Annotated in this window: 12 protein-coding genes; 11 read left to right on the top strand and 1 reads right to left on the bottom strand. The window is 39.0% G+C overall.

Features of this window, described 5'->3' with window-relative positions:
* Positions 1 to 303: 303 nt before the first annotated feature.
* The 3 genes from JWR87_RS05740 to JWR87_RS05750 all read left to right on the top strand — a co-directional run bounded on the left by JWR87_RS05740 (position 304) and on the right by JWR87_RS05750 (position 5532).
* The gene (locus JWR87_RS05740) at positions 304 to 3279 is read left to right on the top strand and encodes a SusC/RagA family TonB-linked outer membrane protein (protein ID WP_297816739.1); all 2976 of its coding nucleotides are present in this window, start codon (positions 304 to 306) and stop codon (positions 3277 to 3279) included.
* A 19-nt stretch (positions 3280 to 3298) separates the two neighbouring features.
* Positions 3299 to 5002, top strand: a complete 1704-nt coding sequence (locus JWR87_RS05745; protein ID WP_297816743.1) for a RagB/SusD family nutrient uptake outer membrane protein — start codon at positions 3299 to 3301, stop codon at positions 5000 to 5002.
* A 68-nt stretch (positions 5003 to 5070) separates the two neighbouring features.
* A complete protein-coding gene (locus JWR87_RS05750; protein ID WP_297816746.1) occupies positions 5071 to 5532 on the top strand; it encodes a SusF/SusE family outer membrane protein in 462 nt (153 codons plus the stop codon).
* Between the two features lie 373 nt (positions 5533 to 5905).
* Here the strand turns inward: JWR87_RS05750 and JWR87_RS05755 are convergent, their stop codons facing one another.
* Positions 5906 to 6529, bottom strand: a complete 624-nt coding sequence (locus tag JWR87_RS05755; RefSeq protein WP_297816749.1) for a DUF4159 domain-containing protein — start codon at positions 6527 to 6529, stop codon at positions 5906 to 5908.
* Positions 6530 to 6659: 130 nt separating this feature from the next.
* On the opposite strand from JWR87_RS05755, the gene JWR87_RS05760 reads away from it, so the two are divergent.
* The 8 genes from JWR87_RS05760 (at position 6660) to JWR87_RS05795 (ending at position 18850) form a co-directional block, all read left to right on the top strand.
* The gene (locus JWR87_RS05760; RefSeq protein WP_297816752.1) at positions 6660 to 7664 is read left to right on the top strand and encodes a MoxR family ATPase; all 1005 of its coding nucleotides are present in this window, start codon (positions 6660 to 6662) and stop codon (positions 7662 to 7664) included.
* 126 nt (positions 7665 to 7790) lie between these two features.
* On the top strand, positions 7791 to 8678 hold the full coding sequence (locus tag JWR87_RS05765; protein WP_297816755.1) for a DUF58 domain-containing protein: 888 nt from the start codon (positions 7791 to 7793) through the stop codon (positions 8676 to 8678).
* A gap of 2 nt (positions 8679 to 8680) precedes the next feature.
* The gene (locus JWR87_RS05770) at positions 8681 to 10165 is read left to right on the top strand and encodes a BatA domain-containing protein (protein WP_297816758.1); all 1485 of its coding nucleotides are present in this window, start codon (positions 8681 to 8683) and stop codon (positions 10163 to 10165) included.
* Entirely contained in the window at positions 10158 to 12266 is a 2109-nt protein-coding gene (locus tag JWR87_RS05775) for a DUF4175 family protein (protein WP_297816761.1), read from the top strand. The genes JWR87_RS05770 and JWR87_RS05775 overlap by 8 nt, the downstream gene beginning before the upstream one ends.
* Positions 12267 to 12269: 3 nt before the next feature.
* Positions 12270 to 14066, top strand: coding sequence for a hypothetical protein (locus tag JWR87_RS05780; RefSeq protein WP_297816763.1), 1797 nt, complete (start codon positions 12270 to 12272; stop codon positions 14064 to 14066).
* A gap of 62 nt (positions 14067 to 14128) precedes the next feature.
* The gene (locus JWR87_RS05785) at positions 14129 to 15766 is read left to right on the top strand and encodes a TldD/PmbA family protein (protein ID WP_297816765.1); all 1638 of its coding nucleotides are present in this window, start codon (positions 14129 to 14131) and stop codon (positions 15764 to 15766) included.
* A gap of 7 nt (positions 15767 to 15773) precedes the next feature.
* Positions 15774 to 17090 carry a TldD/PmbA family protein gene (locus JWR87_RS05790; RefSeq protein WP_297816769.1) on the top strand — a complete coding sequence of 439 codons (1317 nt, stop codon included), beginning with the start codon at positions 15774 to 15776 and terminating at the stop codon, positions 17088 to 17090.
* A gap of 122 nt (positions 17091 to 17212) precedes the next feature.
* Complete coding sequence (locus JWR87_RS05795; RefSeq protein WP_297816772.1) at positions 17213 to 18850, top strand: TldD/PmbA family protein; 1638 nt, start codon at positions 17213 to 17215, stop codon at positions 18848 to 18850.
* The last annotated feature ends 71 nt before the right edge of the window (positions 18851 to 18921 follow it).

The following is an 18921-nucleotide window of genomic DNA, read 5'->3' on the forward strand; positions in this document are numbered from 1 at the left end:
TATTCCGGGTTAAATTGGTGAAACTTGTAACTGCGTGTATTTTCTTATTATAAGTTCCTTAATATTGCGCTGCTTTTACGATGCCAAAACGATTTTTCATATGATTATTATGTGCTTGCTTCCCGAACACTCAATACAAAAAACGTGTTCGTCTGTTTTAAATCTTTTTTCAATCGACATTAAAACAACTAGTAAATAACAGGTTGTTCTATTTAGTCGACTAATAAATCTTCATTCTATTTCCCCGGTTTGTCATGTTTCTTATTAAGTAATTTTTCACTCTCAATAAAACTGTAATCAATAATGTTTAAACGATTAATTGCCATCGTTTTGCCTTTGTTCCTCCTGGCAACTTCGACTTATGCCCAGGACAAGCAAGTTGCCGGAAAGGTAACGGATAGTGCAGGAGCGCCTGTTGTAAGCGCCTCTATAGTAGTAAAGGGTGCCAGGAAAGGTACCCAGACATCAAATGATGGTTCATTTTCGCTGAGTGTTCCAGCAAGTGCAACCAAACTGGTTGTTTCTTCACTGAACTTTCAAAATCAGGAAGTTCCTATTGGTAATGGAGTTGTGAACGTGACTTTAAAGGCCAGCGCTCTTTCGCTTGAAGCGGTAACAGTGGTATCAGTAGGTTATGGCACGCTTAATAAGAGGGAGGTTACCAGCGCAATTACGCACCTTTCATCAAAAGACCTTTTGTCATTTGGTGGAAACTCGCCACTTACTGCAATACAAGGTAAGGTGGCAGGACTAAGTGTTGTAAATACTGCGCAGGCAGATCCAAATTCAAGTCCCAGTCTTCAACTTCGTGGGGTTTCTTCACGCAGTGCTGGTCTTGGACCTTTATATGTCATCAATGGAATTCCTGGTGGAAACGTTGATAACCTTAATCCAAATGACATCGAATCAATCGACGTGCTAAAAGGTGGTGCTGCCTCAGCTATTTATGGTACCCGTGGAAGCAATGGTGTTATCCTTATTACAACAAAAAAAGGTACCAGCGTATCGCAGGCTATTTATAATAGCTATGCTGCTTTTGATATGCCGGTTAATCGCCTGAAAGTTCTTACCCGGGACGAATTTGTGCAACGAAAACGCGGAGTAGACTTTGGTGGAAACACCGATTGGTTTAAAGCTGTTAGCCGAGATTACGCTTTTCAGCACAAACAAACTCTTCAATTTTCCGGTGGTAACGCAAGGAACAATTACTTGGTTTCATTCGACTACAGAAATGCAAATGGTCTCGATCTAAGGTCTTCAAAGGAAGAATATGGAGCACGTCTTAACCTGAACCATACTTCTGCCAACAACCTGTATTCAGTAGGTGTTACCATTGCCCCAAGGTATTTCAAGTCGAACAACGCAAGTTATAATGCTTTCAACCAGACGCTTACGTTAAACCCAACTCTCAGGGTAGAGGATTCGACAAATCCTAATAAGTATAATTTTATAAATACAGGATTCTCTGGTTCCTATAACCCTGTGGAAGAGTTGAACACTGTATTAAGCGGAACAGAAGGAAAGTATCTTGATTGGAACGCTTTCTTTAAACTGAACATTCTTAGAAATCTGTATACCCAATTTTCTTTAGGTCAGAATACTTCTGATTTCTTCGGTTTTGGTTTTACACCTTCCTATAACACCGGAGCTATTAACGGAAGTAACGGCCGAAATTCAGGTGGTAGAAACTACGATAAAAGAGATCAAAAGACACTTGAGTGGATTGGTAATTATTCCTTGGATCTTGGCAAACATTCTTTCAAGTTGTTGGGCGGCTACTCCTACTATTACTTCAACAATTCGGGAATGAATGCAAGTGGTCAAAACTTCACATCCGACGTGCTAACCTATAACAATATAGGGACTGGTACCTACAACCTTCCAATTCAAAACGGCGCTGTTGGAGATGTTACTTTTAGAAACGTCGGCTCTTATAAAAACGATTCGAAACTGATTGCTTTCTTTGGACGTGTTAACTACGATTTCGCGAAGAAGTATTATATGTCGGCTAGTCTTCGCCGCGAGGGTTCTTCGAAGTTTGGTTACGACAATAAGTGGGGTTATTTCCCGGCAGCATCTGTGGGATGGAGAATCTCTAATGAAGAATTCTTCCCTAAAATTTCATGGTTAAGCGATTTGAAACTTCGTGCTGATTATGGCGTTACGGGTAACCAGGATTTTGGAAGTTACCAGTCGCTTGACTTATATGGTCCATTTGGAACCTATACTTTCAATGGACTTTCTTACAGGGTTTGGGGGCCTCGTCAAAATACAAACTTTGACCTACGCTGGGAAAAGGCTTTGAACTTTAACGCTGGTCTTGACTTTGAAATCCTTAGAAACAGGATTTCGGGAAGTGTGAATTATTTTGTTCGTTCTAATAAAGATTTGCTGGGAAGCTACAACGTTCCTATTCCACCAAATGTACAGGGGACTACTTTCCTTAACGTAGGAACAATGAAGAACTCGGGTTTTGAACTGCAGTTGAATGGAGAAGTGATACAAAATAAGAATTTTAGTTACAATGTATCATTTGCAGGTGCTTCTAACGACAACAAATTCGTCTCATTTTCTAACGAAGCATATTTCGGACAAACTTTCTTAAACGTAGTAGGATTGCCTGCACCAGGAAGTCCCGGTACTGCTCAAAGACTTGAAGAAGGGCGCCGTATAGGTAGCTTCTTCATGTTGAAATCTGCAGGTGTCGATCCTACCGGTAGATTGTTGGTGTACAATAAAGATGGAAAAATCATTCCGGGTAACCAGGCTTCTGCAAACGATAAGCAATACGTGGGTAACGGTTTGCCTAAATTTACTGCCAGCCTTGGCAACACAATCACTGTCAAAAATTTCGACCTTGGTGTATTCTTCAGAAGTGCCTTTGGTTACAAAATATTCAACACCGTGGCGTTCTACACTGGTACTCCTGTAACACAAACAGGTGCTAATGTTCTCGCATCCGCTTACGATAATGGCGGAAAATATGCGGCCCTTACCAATGCTGCAACGTATTCAAGCTTGTCAGATTACTTTCTTGAAAAAGGTGATTTCATAAAGGTTGACAACGTGTCGTTGGGTTACAACTTCATGTCTCCTATTAAGAATATAAGCTCTGGCAGGTTGTATGTAACAGCAAGGAACCTATACACTTTTACAAATTTTACCGGTGGCGATCCTGAGACTATATCAGTTAATGGTTTATATCCGGGTATCAATAGTTCTTTATCCTACTATCCACCTACCCTGCAATTGCTGGTAGGTGTGCAACTCAAATTTTAATTATAATTTTAATTAAGCAATGAAAATTTTAAATAAATATAAAAGCGCAATAGTTGCCGCTGGTTTCACCATCTTGTTCCTTGGTGGATGTACGAAGCTTAACGAGACGCTATACGATAATATAAACTCGGCCAGTTTTCTTCAAACCAAAGATGACGTTATTCGTGATTTTTTAAGACCCTTTGAACATGGTTTCTGGTCAATTCAAGGCGGCGGTTTATTTTTCGCCCAGGAACTTCCAACGGATGAATTAATGACTCCTAATAGGGACGGCGATTGGTTTGACGGAGGTCTTTACCAGCGGGCTCATTACCATACATGGACAATTCAGGATAATTATACTTCGGATATGTGGAACGCTCTGTTCCAGGGAATTAGCCTTTCAACAAACTCATTACAGGATATCGAAGCAATTGATCCAGCCAGGTTTGGCCTTACCCCTGCAGAAAAGGCTGATTATATCGCCGAGTTGAAGACGCTTCGTGCCTGGTTTAATCTTCGTGCTTTTGATTTGTACAGGAATATTCCAATCGTTACAAAGATTAAGGGTGAAAGTTTAACCCCTCCACAATCCACTCCACAGGAAACTTTCAGCTTCATTGAAAAGGAACTGTTAGATGCGATACCCGGGTTACCTACACGTGAACAATTGGGAGTTAACGCAATTGGACGTTGGACAAAAGGTGCAGCTGCTTCTTTATTAGTGCGGTTATACCTTAATGCTAAAGTATACGTCGGGCAGGATAAATTTGCCGAATGCGCGGCCATGGCTCAGGATATCATTAATGGTAAATATGGTACCTACGCTTTAGAAACGAGGTGGGATGCGCCTTTTGATTATAATAATGCAAATTCCGGCGAAACAATATTCGGCTTCCCTAGTTCTATCGCTACACGATGGCATTATAGTGGTGACATGTATAACTGGATGGCACCGCACCAGGCCCACAATTTATTTGGTACCGCTGGCAACCGGAATACTCGTTTTGCGCTTCAGCCAGGCAGAGACGTAGACAGCGTGGAATATTCGTTTAATTTGGGAAAACCTTTTATAAAGTATCAAAGGTACCCGGACGATCTTCGCCTTAAAAAATACAAAAACCTGGGCAACAGCACCCGCGAAGGAATGTTCTTGTATGGATACCTGCCTTATTATAACAACCCCAACCAGTTTGTAAAAAGCAACCGGGGTTACACCATTTTTGCAAGGGATCAGGTGGGTTGGTTCAAAGCAACTCCTCCTGGTGAGCCTATCTCAGACAAGGTTTCTAACATGAACCATGCGGACGATAACTCGGGTGTTTGGCCGGCAAAATACCCTTTTTACCCTGTGACTGATGCTAATACGATGGCATCTGCTTATGCAGAAATAAGACTAGCTGAAATTTATTATTCTTTGGCTGAATGCAAATACCGGGCAGGCGATAAGGCTGGTGCTGCAGTACTTTTAAATGCAGTAAGAAAGCGTAATTATCCTGCAGGTTCTCCGAGCTTATACAATGTTAACGGAAGTCAGTTAACAGACCAGGAAATGCTTGACGAGTGGGGTCGCGAATTTTTAGCGGAAGGTCGTCGTCGTATCGATATGATTCGTTGGGGTGTTTTCAACAGTGGTACATGGTGGGACAAAACTCCTGATCCGGACAATCATACCCAAATTTATCCTATTGGTCAAAACGTCATAAACCTTTCACCTCAACTGAAACAAAATCCGGGTTATTAAGATCCGCGGTTATTGACGATTTGTATTGATGCGAATAATTCAGGTGACAAAACATTAAAATAACAAAAATGAAATCAAGTCTTAAAACAGCTGCGAACACAATAAAAGCAAGGGTGTCAACCTTTGTATTCTTAGTTTTTATTGCATTTCTGGCTGCATCTTGTAGCAAGGAATTAAAAGCAGGTGAACCCATATCTTTAATTTACGACAAGGCATATCTAATTGGAGATGCGAGTCCTGCCGGCTGGACAATCGCTAATGCAGTTCCGATGCTAAAAGGCACAGATCCTTATATTTTCACATGGACCGGTCCATTAAAAGCAGGTGAAATAAAATTTCCTACTGCTACTAGCTTTAGTTCCGACACCTTTGCTGCTGCTACCCAGGGCCAAACAATTACAAACAACAAAGCGCAGTTAAGTGCGAGTGGAAACCCGGATGTAAAGTGGAAGTTAGCAAGTACTGATGCCGGAACCTATAAGATCACATTGAACACACAAACGTTGACAGTAGACTTTCAGAAACAGTAACCAGGAGTAAACGCGGTTAGTTTTTTAGAGAAAAAACAAAAATGTTATCTAAAAGGGCGTTTCTGGGCTTATACTACTAGAGTTAACATAAAAAAGGAGGCTGTCTTATAACAAGAGACAGCCTCCTTTTTTTTATTTAACCCAAAACCTCCATTATACCAAAACCCTTGCTGTTGTTTATTTCTTTTGCATAACTGGTAAGTTGTATAATGCCTCATTGGTTATTGCGCCCTTACCCATGCTCCGGCGAAAAAGGCTGCTTCAAAACGGTTCCGTTACCTACCTCTCCTGAAGGTGTTTACGGGTTTCTGGCCGGTTAATGATTGTTGCGATACTAATTTTAATCTTTCCTATCACAGTTTGCGTTTTCATATCATGCTTTCATTGCATACACAATAATATTAACACCAAACTTGGTATTGTCTTCCGCAAGAAATCGTTTGTTTCTATAATCGTAATCCCACTCGCAACCATAATCTTTGTTGCTATATAAAATTGCCATGCGGCCGTTGATAGTTATAGCTTTGAGATAATCATGCACAAGATCATCTCCCCAGCCATTTAGTTCAAATCCGGTGGTAGGCGGACCTTTTTCGAAAGTAAAAAAGGAACTATAAATGTCATGGCTGTTAGGAATCTTTTTTAAAGCATCTGCTCCAAACAATGATCCCATTTGCGCTTCAAAAGATTTTGCGAACAGTCCATCTATGTCATGATTACAATCATCAACAAATACAAATCCTCCGTTCTGGACGTATTTTTTGAAGTTGTTTTTCTCTGCTGCATCAAACTGAACAAGCTTATGACCACTTAAGTAACAAAATGGAGATTCAAATATTTCACTCCCTGATAGATCAATTATCTTCTCCGTAGGATTTATTGGAATGGTAGTGTACTCGATCAAGGAATTCAAGATGTTTGAAGGCATGCGTTGATCAGTGTGCCAATCACCTGAACGATACCTTAACCTTGTGAACGTAAACTTTGATCTCAACATTTTCAATTTAATCTAACCCCGTTTTAAACCTTATTTTTATTTGTAGATGTGAATTTTCCTACCTATTGCTTGCTATATTTATTTTTTACAAATAACGGCTATTTCATTATCAATTTATAAACCGGCTGCTTTGGAAATTTCAGAAGAAACAGTACATACACTTTTAGCAAAACTCCCCCTATTAAAAAAGGAAATTCAGAAAGTAATTGTTGGACAAGACATAATTCTAGAAGAGATCCTGGTAGCAATGCTTGCAGGTGGACACTGTTTATTAGAGGGTGTTCCGGGCCTTGCAAAAACCTTAATGGTAAGAACACTAAGCCAGGCATTACATTTATCATTTAGGCGCATACAATTTACACCAGACTTAATGCCTACTGATATATTGGGTACTGAGATTTTGGAAGAAGATCATTCAACAGGCAAAAGGTTTTTTAAGTTCAACCAGGGTCCTCTGTTTGCAAATATTGTCCTGGCTGATGAAATAAACAGAACGCCTCCAAAAACACAGTCAGCACTTTTAGAAGCAATGCAGGAGTTTGAAGTTACTTATGGCGGAAAAACTTACCCGCTTGATCGTCCGTTTTTTATACTTGCTACACAGAACCCCATTGAACAGGCCGGCACATATCCCCTACCAGAGGCTCAGTTAGATCGTTTTCTATTGTACATAAAAATAGGTTATCCATCAGCACAGGAGGAAGCAAACATACTAAGCAATACAACAGGAAATAAAAAGGCTGTTATAGAACCGGTTTTAGGTGCAAATGAAATACAGCAACTACAATTAATGGTTCGTGACGTAAGTATTAATAATGACCTGGTGCAGTATGTAAGTTCATTAATTAGAGCCACAAGGCCCACTACAACATCAGTAAAATATGTTGATGAATGGGTAAGATGGGGCGCAGGACCACGTGCAGGTCAGGCTCTTATATTAACAGCCAAAGCAAGGGCTTTATTTAAAGGAAGATATGCTGTTATAATGGATGACTTACACGCCATGGCTTATCCTGTTTTACGTCATAGAATATTAATGAACTTTAAAGCCGATGCTGAAAATGTAACATCAGATAACGTAACAGAGCAATTGGTAAAAGCAGTTGAAAGACCGAAAGTGGTTTTAGGCAGATAGAAAATAGAATGTAGGAATTAGAAGACAGAAGATAGAATAGAAATCGGAAGACAAAACGAATCATCGAACTCAACCTACAATATATCGCTTGCAGCCTAACTTATAAACTCATAATTCTAAACATCATTGAGCACCCTACTCGATCCAAAAGTTTTAATGGCGATCAAAGACCTGTCATTAGCAGCAAAAACAACTGTTGAAGGCTTTATGACGGGTATACATAAAAGCAATGTAAAGGGTGCGGGAATGGAGTTCAGTCAATATAGAAGTTATCAGCCAGGGGATGATTTAAGATCACTTGATTGGAAAATGTTTGCACGTTCTGATAGATATTATATCAGAGAATCTGAAATTGAAACAAGTATATCAGTAAGGTTTCTAATAGATGCAAGTGCTTCAATGAACCATAAAGATGCAAGCTTCACCAAGATACAGTTTTCAAAATGGGTGGCAGCGTCATTAGCTTATCTAAGCCGTGCACAAGGCGATGCAATTGGATTATATATTTTTCAACAGGGAAATTTATTTGCTTTACCTGCAAGAAAAGATCATCAGCACTTAACAAGACTAATCCATGAGCTTGAGCAGGTACAGGCAGGAGGAAAATTTACAGATACTCTTAACTATAGAAGTATTTTTTCAGGAAGTCAAAAAAGAGAACTGCTTGTTTTTATCACTGACTTCTACCAGCAGGATAAGGAGATCAGTAAATTATTAGAGCTTGTTTCATCATTAAGACATGAAATTATTGTACTGCATGTAATGGGTGAAAACGAGCTTGAATTGGACTACAAAGGTTATACGACACTTGAAGATCTTGAAACAAACCAGACAATTAAAATAGATCCGGCTCGGGCAAAGAACATCTATAAACGAAACCTTGATCAATATTTATCAGGCATAAGAACAGAGCTACTGGATAGAAATATCTTTTACAAATTATTAAAGATGAACGAACCTTTAGATACTACATTAAGAGACTTCTTGAATCAACGTAATAAACTAAAAGTATAACCTTGTTTCAACTGTTACAACCGATATGGCTTTTTTCAACGGCTGCAATAGCAATTCCTGTTATCATTCACTTATGGAATATCAGGGAAGGGAAAACATTACAGGTAGGAAGCATTTCGTTAATACAAGAGAGCGCAAGGCAGCAAGCACGGAGCCTTAAGCTAAAGGACCTTTTATTATTAATCTTAAGATGCCTGATCTTAATGGCCTTAGCCTTTCTGCTGGCAAAGCCGACATGGCAAAAACAACTTACAACCACTAAGGAAAAAGGGTGGATTCTTATAGAAAAACAAGGCCTCCATGCCGCATACGCAAACTTTAAACAATCCATCGATTCATTAATAAAAGCAGGTTATAAATTTCACTATTTCAATCAAGGGTTTGAAGCTGTAAAATTTGAAGATGCAATTAAAAATGCAGGGAACAAGGCTGGAGACTACGAAGCTTACTGGACATTGCTGAAAGTATTGAATGAACAAGTACCTCAAGAGTTACCGGTCTATCTCTTCACTGATAATAAACTAAAAAGGTTTGCAGGATCAAGACCAGCAGTTTCAATGAATTTAAAATGGCTTACTTATAATTCCACCGACACATCAGGTAAGGCAATACTTACCGCTTACAAATCTTTAGCAAAAGATGTTCGCGTTATAATTGCAAATAGCAATCGCGATGCTACTTATTATTCCAGCGAAAGTGCAGCTAACAATGTTGATTTTAATGTAACAACTAACAAGGGAAATGCCTTTATTAATGTAAAGGATAGCACGACTAACCATACTTTAGTGGATACAGCTTCAACCAATATAAAAATTTATACTGATGAATTTCACCTTGATGCAAACTATGTAAAAGCTGCCTTTGATGCAATACAACAATATACTTCCCTTCCCATAAAAGCTTCCATTATTAATAACATTAACCAACTGAAACAAGAAGACAGATGGCTATTCTGGTTGTCAGAAAACACTTTGCCTACAGGAGTAAATACAGCAAATATTTTTGTGTATGAAAAGGGAAAAGAGCAAAGCACTAATTCAATTATTACGGCAGTTAATAATTCGTCTCTTAGTCAAGACCAAATTACAGTTTCTAAGATCATACGCGGTAATGGAACCGACTTTAAAGAAATTGTTTGGAAAGATGGATTTGGTCTCCCGCTTTTGAGCCTGGAAAGGGCAAATAGTAACGTTTATCGTTTCAATAGCAGGCTTAACCCGGGATGGAATGACCTTACTTGGAACAACGGGTTTGCAGAGATGTTATTTAACCTGGTGGTTAGAACTGACGAAAGTATTAAGAACTTTGATGACAGAGTTATTGATGCACAGCAGATGGAGCCTGTACTTCAAAAAAGTAAAGGCTCCGATAAAGAAAACTTTGTCGAAACAATTGACCTTTCAAAAGCATTTTGGCTCCTTGCCTTTATACTTTTTTTCCTTGAACGAAACATTTCCTTAAACCACAAAAGGGAGCTGTATGGATAATTCAAGAGGTAAACAAATGCTACTACAATTGAAGCAGAAGTGGGTTTTTAAAGCGCTCCTAATTCACCTTTTAATTGCAACCTCCTTATCTATCATCGCCACTGTTCTTGTTTATAAAATCTATTCTGCCTCTCTTCTATGGAGCTTACCGTTCTTAGTTACAGTATTTTTAATTACGATGCTGGTTTACAAAAATTGGAAACTAACCGAATGGGATGTATCAAGGTTTTTAAATGTCACAAAACCTACCTTGGAAGAAAGTACTGATCTTCTTTTAACACCTACCGTATCATTAAATTTCCTCGAACAATTACAAGCAAGAAAAGTGGAAACTGAACTTGCCGCAATCATACCTCCGGACCCTTTTAAACGGCAGTTTATTACTTCTTTGATAGTACTTTTAGTTGCTATCATTGTCGGAGGTATTTTGTGGCAGGCTCCTCTAAATTCTAGTCACTTAAATACTAGTGCAACACCAAACTCACCTATTAATTATATATCGGAAATCATACTTCCTGAAATAAAAAACACTAACCTTATTGTAACTCCCCCTGCCTACACAGGCAAAACTGCAAGACAACAAAACAGGTTTAATGTAGTTGCTGAAGAAGGGGCAATTGTATCGTGGCAAATAACAACAAACGTAGCGGCTAAAAAGGTGAAACTTATTTTTAATAATGGGTTTGTGTTAAGTCTTAACACTGACAACAAGCACTTAGTTTGGAGGACTCAAAAAGTAATAAAAGGGCCAGGCTTCTACCAGGTAAAAGTCAATAACAAGCTTTCAGAGTTGTATAAAATAGAATCGGTAAAAGATCAGCCGCCAACAATCACACTTCAATCACCTCCACCATCAACGACCATTAATTATGGTGAGCCAGAAAGAGTTGCAGCAAAGGTTACGTTGGCAGATGATTATAGCATTACTGCCGCTAACATTTCAGCAACCATTTCATCAGGACAAGGTGAAGCAGTAAAGTTTAAAGAACAGAAATTAGTATTTGAAAATTTCGCTGCGGGACGAAGAGAGTATCAACTACAAAAATTAATTGACTGTAAAGCATTAGGAATGCAGCCCGGAGATGAACTATACTTTTTTATAACTGCAGTTGACAACCATAAACAAGAAACAAGATCAGAAGTTTATATAGTTACGCTACAGGACACTACCGACTTAATGAGTATGGATGGTATGGCAACATCACTTGACATAAAGCCTGAACTGTTTAGAAGCCAGCGACAAATTATTATTGAGACAGAACAGTTAATTAAAGACAAAGCAACGATAACTCCCGAAGCTTTTAAGAATAAGAGTAACGACTTAGGTACCGACCAAAAGTTATTGCGGTTAAGATACGGCAAGTTTTTAGGTGAAGAAACGGACAATGAAATTGGTGGAGATTATCACGACGAACATGATCATGAGAAAAGCAATACAGAGAATGCCAACAAAATTTTGGATCAGTATAGCCATAAACATGACAACACTGAAGATGCAACCTTCTTTGATGCTGCAACAAAAAAACAATTGAAAGCAACACTTAACGAAATGTGGAGTGCTGAATTGAAGCTAAGAACATTTCTTCCTAAAGAAGCCTTACCTTTTGAATACAAGGCTTTAAAACTATTAAAAGACCTTCAACAAAAGTCAAGAGCTTACGTACCTAAAACAGGCTTTAAATCAACACCGCTGAAACTGGATAAAAGACTGACAGGAGACCTTACTAAAATCAATCAACCAGTAACAAAACAAAGCATTCAAAAACCAGAAGCGACAGCAACAAACACAAGAAGAGCATTAGGTATTTTGGAGCAACTAAAAGCATCAGGCGAAATAGATGCATCTTCAAAAGAAATGTTGCAACAAGCTTTTCACCAGCTAAGCATAAGAGCAGCTAACCAACCTTCAATGTACTTACTATCCCTATCAGCGTTACGAAAAGTACTAAACGAAAACTTCAGGGTAAGAGATATAAAAAATGCCGAACAGGGACTACAAAAAATGGTTGCCCCTCCTGATAAACTACCGTATCCAACCGGTAATGCAGCCATGAACTTATCAAAGCATTATTTTCTGAACTTAAACAAGGGAAACAGGTAGAATATGTACTGGAACTTCCTTGTTATAGTGTTATGCTTATTGCTGGTTGCTATCCTTATATGGCGGGAGGTTAAGCGGCGTAACAAGTTATGGTTAGCAGCAAGAATAATAGCATCTGTTCTTTCAATAATTAGCCTTGCATGTCTTGCATTACCGATTACTATACCACATACTTTAAAGGAAACAAACTCTGCTTCGTCAATATTAATAACGGAAGGATATGATGATGATAGCATTCGAAGGATTCTGCATGATAACCCTGGAGCAAAAGTTTATACAACAGATAAAAATATCAAGTACTCAAAAGCAACTTACACCCCCGATGTTAATACTATAAATTCCGATAACTCAGCTCCAATACATATTGTTGGCTTTGGGTTAAGAGAAAGCGAGTTGAACTTATTGAAGAAGTCCTCAATCCTGTTGCATCCTTCGAATATTAAAAATGCAATTACATCCGTTACGTGGAGGCAAAAAATTGTATTAGGTGGGCCATTTATTGTGCAAGGACGTTTTAATAATACGGCCAGTTCGCCAGTTAAAATTGTTTTGTCAGGCTTCAATACAAATCTCGACTCAACAACAATTGCTGCTAATAAAGCAAGCAACTTTCAATTAACTACCATACCTAAACATTTAGATAAAGCTGTTTATAATATTACAGTTTTATCTAGCACCGACACCTTAGAAAATGAGCCTGTTCCTATTGAAGTAAATTCCACTCAGCCTCTAAGTATTCTTATGCTTGCTTCATCTCCAGACTTTGAAAATAAATTTCTTAAAAACTGGCTTTCTGCAAACCGATATAAGCTTGTTGTAAGGACAACTATAACCCAGAACAAGTACGACAAAGAGTATCTAAATATGTCTCCCATTTCTTCAGATCGCATCACTCCCTCCCTTCTCAACAACTTTGATGTTATTATTGCCGACGCATCTACCCTCAAGTCTTTACCTGCTTCTGACCTTGCAACAGTGAAAAATTATATTGATAACAAAGGGGTTGGACTAATAGTAAAAGCAGATACACTTATTGCCTCTTCGGCCTTTTATTCAAGATCATTTCCATTAATAGAAACAAGAGATAGTATCGGGCATGTGGTAAAACTAAACGTGAATGATACAGGCTTAACATCTACACTTAAAATAGAACAACCGCTGTATATACGAACTGTAGCAGGTACACAACCTTTAATTAAAGATCAGCAATCACGTGTTGTTGCAAGCAGTAAATTGCAGGGGTCAGGAAAAGTGATATTAACAACAGTCAATAATTCCTTTTCGTGGCAGTTAGCCGGTAACACTCAAGATTACAGCTCTTACTGGACTTTATTATTAACAAAGGCAGCTAAAAAAGTTCCGTTAGAAGAAGTTTGGAGTGTGAGCCCTTCCATCTCTCAAGTTGATCAAGAAGTTCATTTAAAATTACAAATTACAAAGCCAGGAATTCCACAAGTACAAGCAGGGGCAGACGTAGTGCCAATGGAGCAACACCCCTTTTTACCATACAAATGGACGGGCACTTATTGGCCACAAAAAACAGGTTGGAAACCTTTGATTAATCAACAGGGTGCAACTACCTGGTGGTATGTGTATGACAAAAATGACTGGAAAGGAGTTATTGCAACAGATAAAATAAGGGCTACGAAAAGATATGCGGCAGATCATCCTTTCGATAGTACCGAACTTTCAATTTCGACTACAAAAACAACTACCGAAATTCCAAAAACTTATTTTTTTATCCTTTTTGCTATCAGCGCTGGTTTTCTTTGGTTCGAAAAAAAGTTCAATAACAAATAGCTATTTGAATAAAAAACGATAGATTGCTACATCTTTAATCCATCACTTTTAAGAGAAAAATTTTGAAAAGAAAAGACTTTCTTCAACTATCGGCAATGAGCCTTGGCGGCTTGTTGCTACCAAAATTCGCACTCTTAGGTAACCCCATTGATCCGTTACAAGCATTACAAGATGGAATGGACGTAAGCACTAAAAAACTGCTTTCAGACGTTGCACTAAATACTGCTAAGGCTAAAGGTGCGAGCTATGCAGATGTAAGAATTGGACGTTACCTAAACCAGTTTGTTGCCACAAGAGAAGACAGGGTGCAGGGTGTTGCAAATACAGAATCTTTTGGTGTAGGCATTCGCGTACTTGCAAATGGGTGCTGGGGCTTTGCTGCATCAGACAATGTTACTAAAGACAACATTGCCAAAGTAGCTGAAAGAGCTGTTGCCGTTGCAAAAGCAAATGCAAAGATCCAGGGTGAAGCTGTACAACTTGCACCTCTAAAAGGTTTTGGTGAGGTAAGCTGGAAAGCACCCATTGAAAAAAATAGTTTTGAAGTACCTGTGAAAGATAAAGTTGACCTGCTATTATCAGCAAATTCGGTAGCAATGGCGAACGGTGCAAACTTTGTTAACTCACTAATTTTTGCAGTCCAGGAACAAAAGTATTTTGCTTCAACCGATGGTTCTTATATCGACCAGGATATTCATCGCATCTATCCAACATTTACTGTGACTAAAGTTGACAAAGCCACCGGGAAGTTCGATACAAGAAACTCCTTTAGCTCACCAATGGGTATGGGTTACGAATACCTTACACCATTAGCTAACGAAAAAGTTACAGGTGTTGTAACAAGATATAAAAATCGTTATGACATGCTGGAAGATATAAAAACAGCCACATCAGATGTAACTGAAAAGATTAAAGCAAAAACTGTTGAACCGGGAAAATATGATCTTGTACTTGATCCCTCACATCTTTGGCTAACTATACATGAGTCTGTTGGTCACCCTACCGAGCTTGACCGTGTTTTAGGATATGAAGCTAATTATGCCGGTACCAGCTTTTTGACATTGGATAAATGGAAATCAAAGAACTTTAACTTTGGAAGTAAACTTGTAAATATTGTTGCTGATAAAACCCAAACAGGTTCTTTAGGTGCTGTAGGTTGGGATGATGAAGGAGTAAAGTGTAAAGAATGGGATTTAATAAAAGATGGTGTTCTTGTAAACTATCAATCAATAAGAGACCAGGCACACATTATTGGTTTAAAAGAATCACATGGATGCTGCTATTCTCAAAGCTGGTCTGATGTTCAGTTCCAGCGTATGCCAAATGTTTCTTTACAACCGGGTAAAGAAAAGCGCAGCGTTGATGACATGATTAAAAACGTTGAAAAAGGTATTTACATAATGGGAAACGGTTCTTTCTCCATTGACCAACAACGCTACAACTTCCAGTTTGGCGGACAAACATTTTACGAGATTAAAAATGGTAAGATTGCAGGTATGTTAAGAGATGTTGCTTACCAGGCAAACACGCAGGAATTCTGGAACTCTTTAACTGACGTAGCAGATAAAAGCGATTATCGTTTGGGCGGCTCATTTAACGATGGTAAAGGACAACCTCCCCAGTCCAGTGCCGTATCTCATGGCAGTTCAACTGCTCGTTTCAATGGAGTTAACGTAATTAATACAGCAAGAAAAATCTAACTAATCAATGCCTATATTAAGTAAAGAAGAAGCACAAACAATACTAAAGAAAGCAATGGCCTTTTCGAAGGCTGAAGATTGCACAATAAGTTTAAGTGGTTCCGAGGGCGGAAACATTCGCTATGCCCGTAATGCTGTGTCAACTGCCGGCGATATCAACTCAATGTCCCTAGGTGTAACATCTGCGTTTGGCAAACGAACAGGTACTGCAACTATCAATGAATTTGATGATGCATCACTGCAAAAAGTAGTTCATCGGGCAGAAGAGCTTGCAAAACTTGCTCCTGAAAATCCCGAATACATGCCTCTCCTTGGGCCTCAAACTTATCCCGAATCTATTACCTATAATCCTGCAACTGCTGCAATCAATCCTGATAAAAGGGCTGATGCAGTTGGAAAAAGTTTGCAGGTAGCTAAAGAAGGTAAACTTGAAGCAGCAGGCTTTCTTGAAAATGGAACAGGCTTTAATTCATTTATGAACTCTAAAGGTTTGTTTGCTTATAACAAGGATACAGATGTTTCCTTTTCCGTAACGCTGCGCAACGAAGCTGGTACAGGGTCGGGCTACATCAGCAAGAGCTATAATGATGTGGCCCGCCTTGATACTTTAGCCCTCACTAAGATCGCTGCTTCCAAAGCAAACGGATCAGCAGGAGCAAAAGCAATAGAGCCGGGAAAATATACTGTAATACTTGAGCCTTTAGCAGCCAGCGACATGGTGGATAATATGTTTAATGGCTTTGATGCACGAAATGCAGATGAAGGTCGAAGCTTTATGAGTAAGAAAGGCGGTGGTACTCGTATGGGTGAGCAGTTGTTCGATCCTAATGTTACCATCTATAACGACCCTATGGATCCTATTCTGCCTTCCTCTACCTGGACCGGCGACGGCCGCCCACAAAGAAAAACAGTTTGGGTAGATAAAGGGGTCGTAAAGAACCTTGCTTATTCACGTTACTGGGCACAGCAAAAAGGTGTAGATGCAGTTCCGCCGGCAAGACGTATGATAATGCAAGGCGGCACTTCTTCTATTGCAGATATGATCAAGAACACTGATAGAGGGATTTTGGTTACCCGCTTTTGGTACATTCGCTTTGTCGATCCACAAACATTATTGCTTACAGGCCTTACCCGCGACGGAACTTTTTATATTGAGAATGGAAAGATTAAGTTTCCAATCAAAAACTTCCGTTTTAATGAAAGTCCTGTAATTATGCTTAACAATGTTGAAGAGCTTGGTAAAGCTGAAAGAGTTGGAAATTTAGTAGTTCCCCCAATGAAGATCAGGGACTTTACTTTCACGTCTTTGTCTGATGCTGTTTAAAAGCTATTGGTTTAAACAATTACGGCGACTATTTATAGTTGCCGTAATTGTTTCTATACAACTATCAACCTGTACATTTATGTTTCTCGCATTGCATTATATGATTAGTCAACATTGATCTCATGAAAAGAAGAGATTTCCTACATTATACCGGCCTTGGTTTAGGTGCAGCTATTCTTTCAAATATTCCATTGCCAGGAAAAGCTGTTTCACCTGAAGTGTTATTAGATAATCCTATTGATACTACAGTAAAAAAACAACTTGCAGATGTTGTGCTGACAACTGCAAAATCTAAGGGAGCATCTTATGCAGATGTACGCATTGGAAGATATTTACGACAATACATAACCACCCGGGAACGCAATGTGGAAAGCATAACTAATACAGAGTCCTACGGTATTGGGATTCGTGTAATAGCTAACGGTAGTTGGGGTTTCGCAGCAACAGATAGGATGGATAAAGAAAGTATTGCAAAAGCAACAGATACTGCAGTTGCCATTGCTAAAGTAAACGCAAAGCTTCAAATTGAACCGGTACAACTTGCACCGCAAAAAGGATATGGAGAAGTAAACTGGAAAACACCAATCGAAAAAAATGGACTTGAAGTTCCGTTAAAAGAGAAGGTTGACTTATTACTAGCGGCTAACAATGTTGCTCTCACAAACGGAGCAAGCTTTATAAACAACTCTTTGTTTTTAATTAATGAGCAAAAGTATTTTGCTTCAACTGACGGCTCTTATATTGACCAGGATATCCATCGTATATGGCCAACATTTACTGTTACAAAAACAGATAAAAAGTCAGGCAAGTTTGAAACAAGAAATGCATTAAGTGCACCAATGGGTATGGGGTACGAATACCTTATGCCAAGAGAAGAAGATAAGATTAAAGGCATTATAACACTGTATAAAAACAGGTATGATTTATTGGAAGATGTAAAGACAGCAACACTTCATGTTGATGAAAAGCTGAAAGCTAAACCTGTCGAACCCGGTAAGTATGATCTTGTACTTGATCCTACCAATCTATTTTTAACCATTCACGAATCTGTCGGCCACCCGACTGAACTAGATAGAGTGTTAGGATATGAAGCAAACTATGCAGGAACAAGCTTTGTAACATTGGACAAATGGAAATCAAAGAATTTCAATTTCGGAAGCAAGCTTGTAAATTTTGTAGCAGACAAAACCCAACAAAATTCACTAGGCGCAGTTGGATATGATGATGAAGGCGTTAAAACAAAAGAATGGGATCTTATTAAAGATGGCATTCTTGTTAACTACCAGGCAACAAGAGACCAGGCACATATTATCGGTTTAAAAGAATCGCAAGGTTGTAGTTATGCTGATGATTGGAGTAGTGTTCAATTTCAACGGATGCCGAACGTTTCCTTACAAGTGGGCAAGTCTCCGCTACAGCCTGCAGATATGATTAAGAAGATCGAGAAAGGCTTATACATGTTCGGTCGCAACTCCTACTCTATCGACCAACAGCGTTACAACTTCCAGTTCAGTAGCCAGCTCTGTTACGAAATTAAAAATGGTGCAATAACAGGGTTAGTTAGAGACGCAGCATACCAGGCAAACACACAAGAGTTCTGGAACTCATGCTCTGCTATTTGCGATCAAAGTGACTTTCGTTTAGGTGGTTCTTTCTTTGATGGCAAAGGTCAGCCAAGCCAGGTAAGTGCAGTATCACATGGATGTGCAACTTCTAAGTTTAGTGGCGTTAATGTTATTAATACGGGTAGGAAGATCTAGGCTGTATGATTCCGTCATGGAAGGAGGGCTGACGAAGCAAATCTGATGATTGAATAAAAGCTGTTTAAGAA

It is taken from the genome of Segetibacter sp., assembly GCF_025963695.1.
GTDB lineage: Bacteria > Bacteroidota > Bacteroidia > Chitinophagales > Chitinophagaceae > Segetibacter.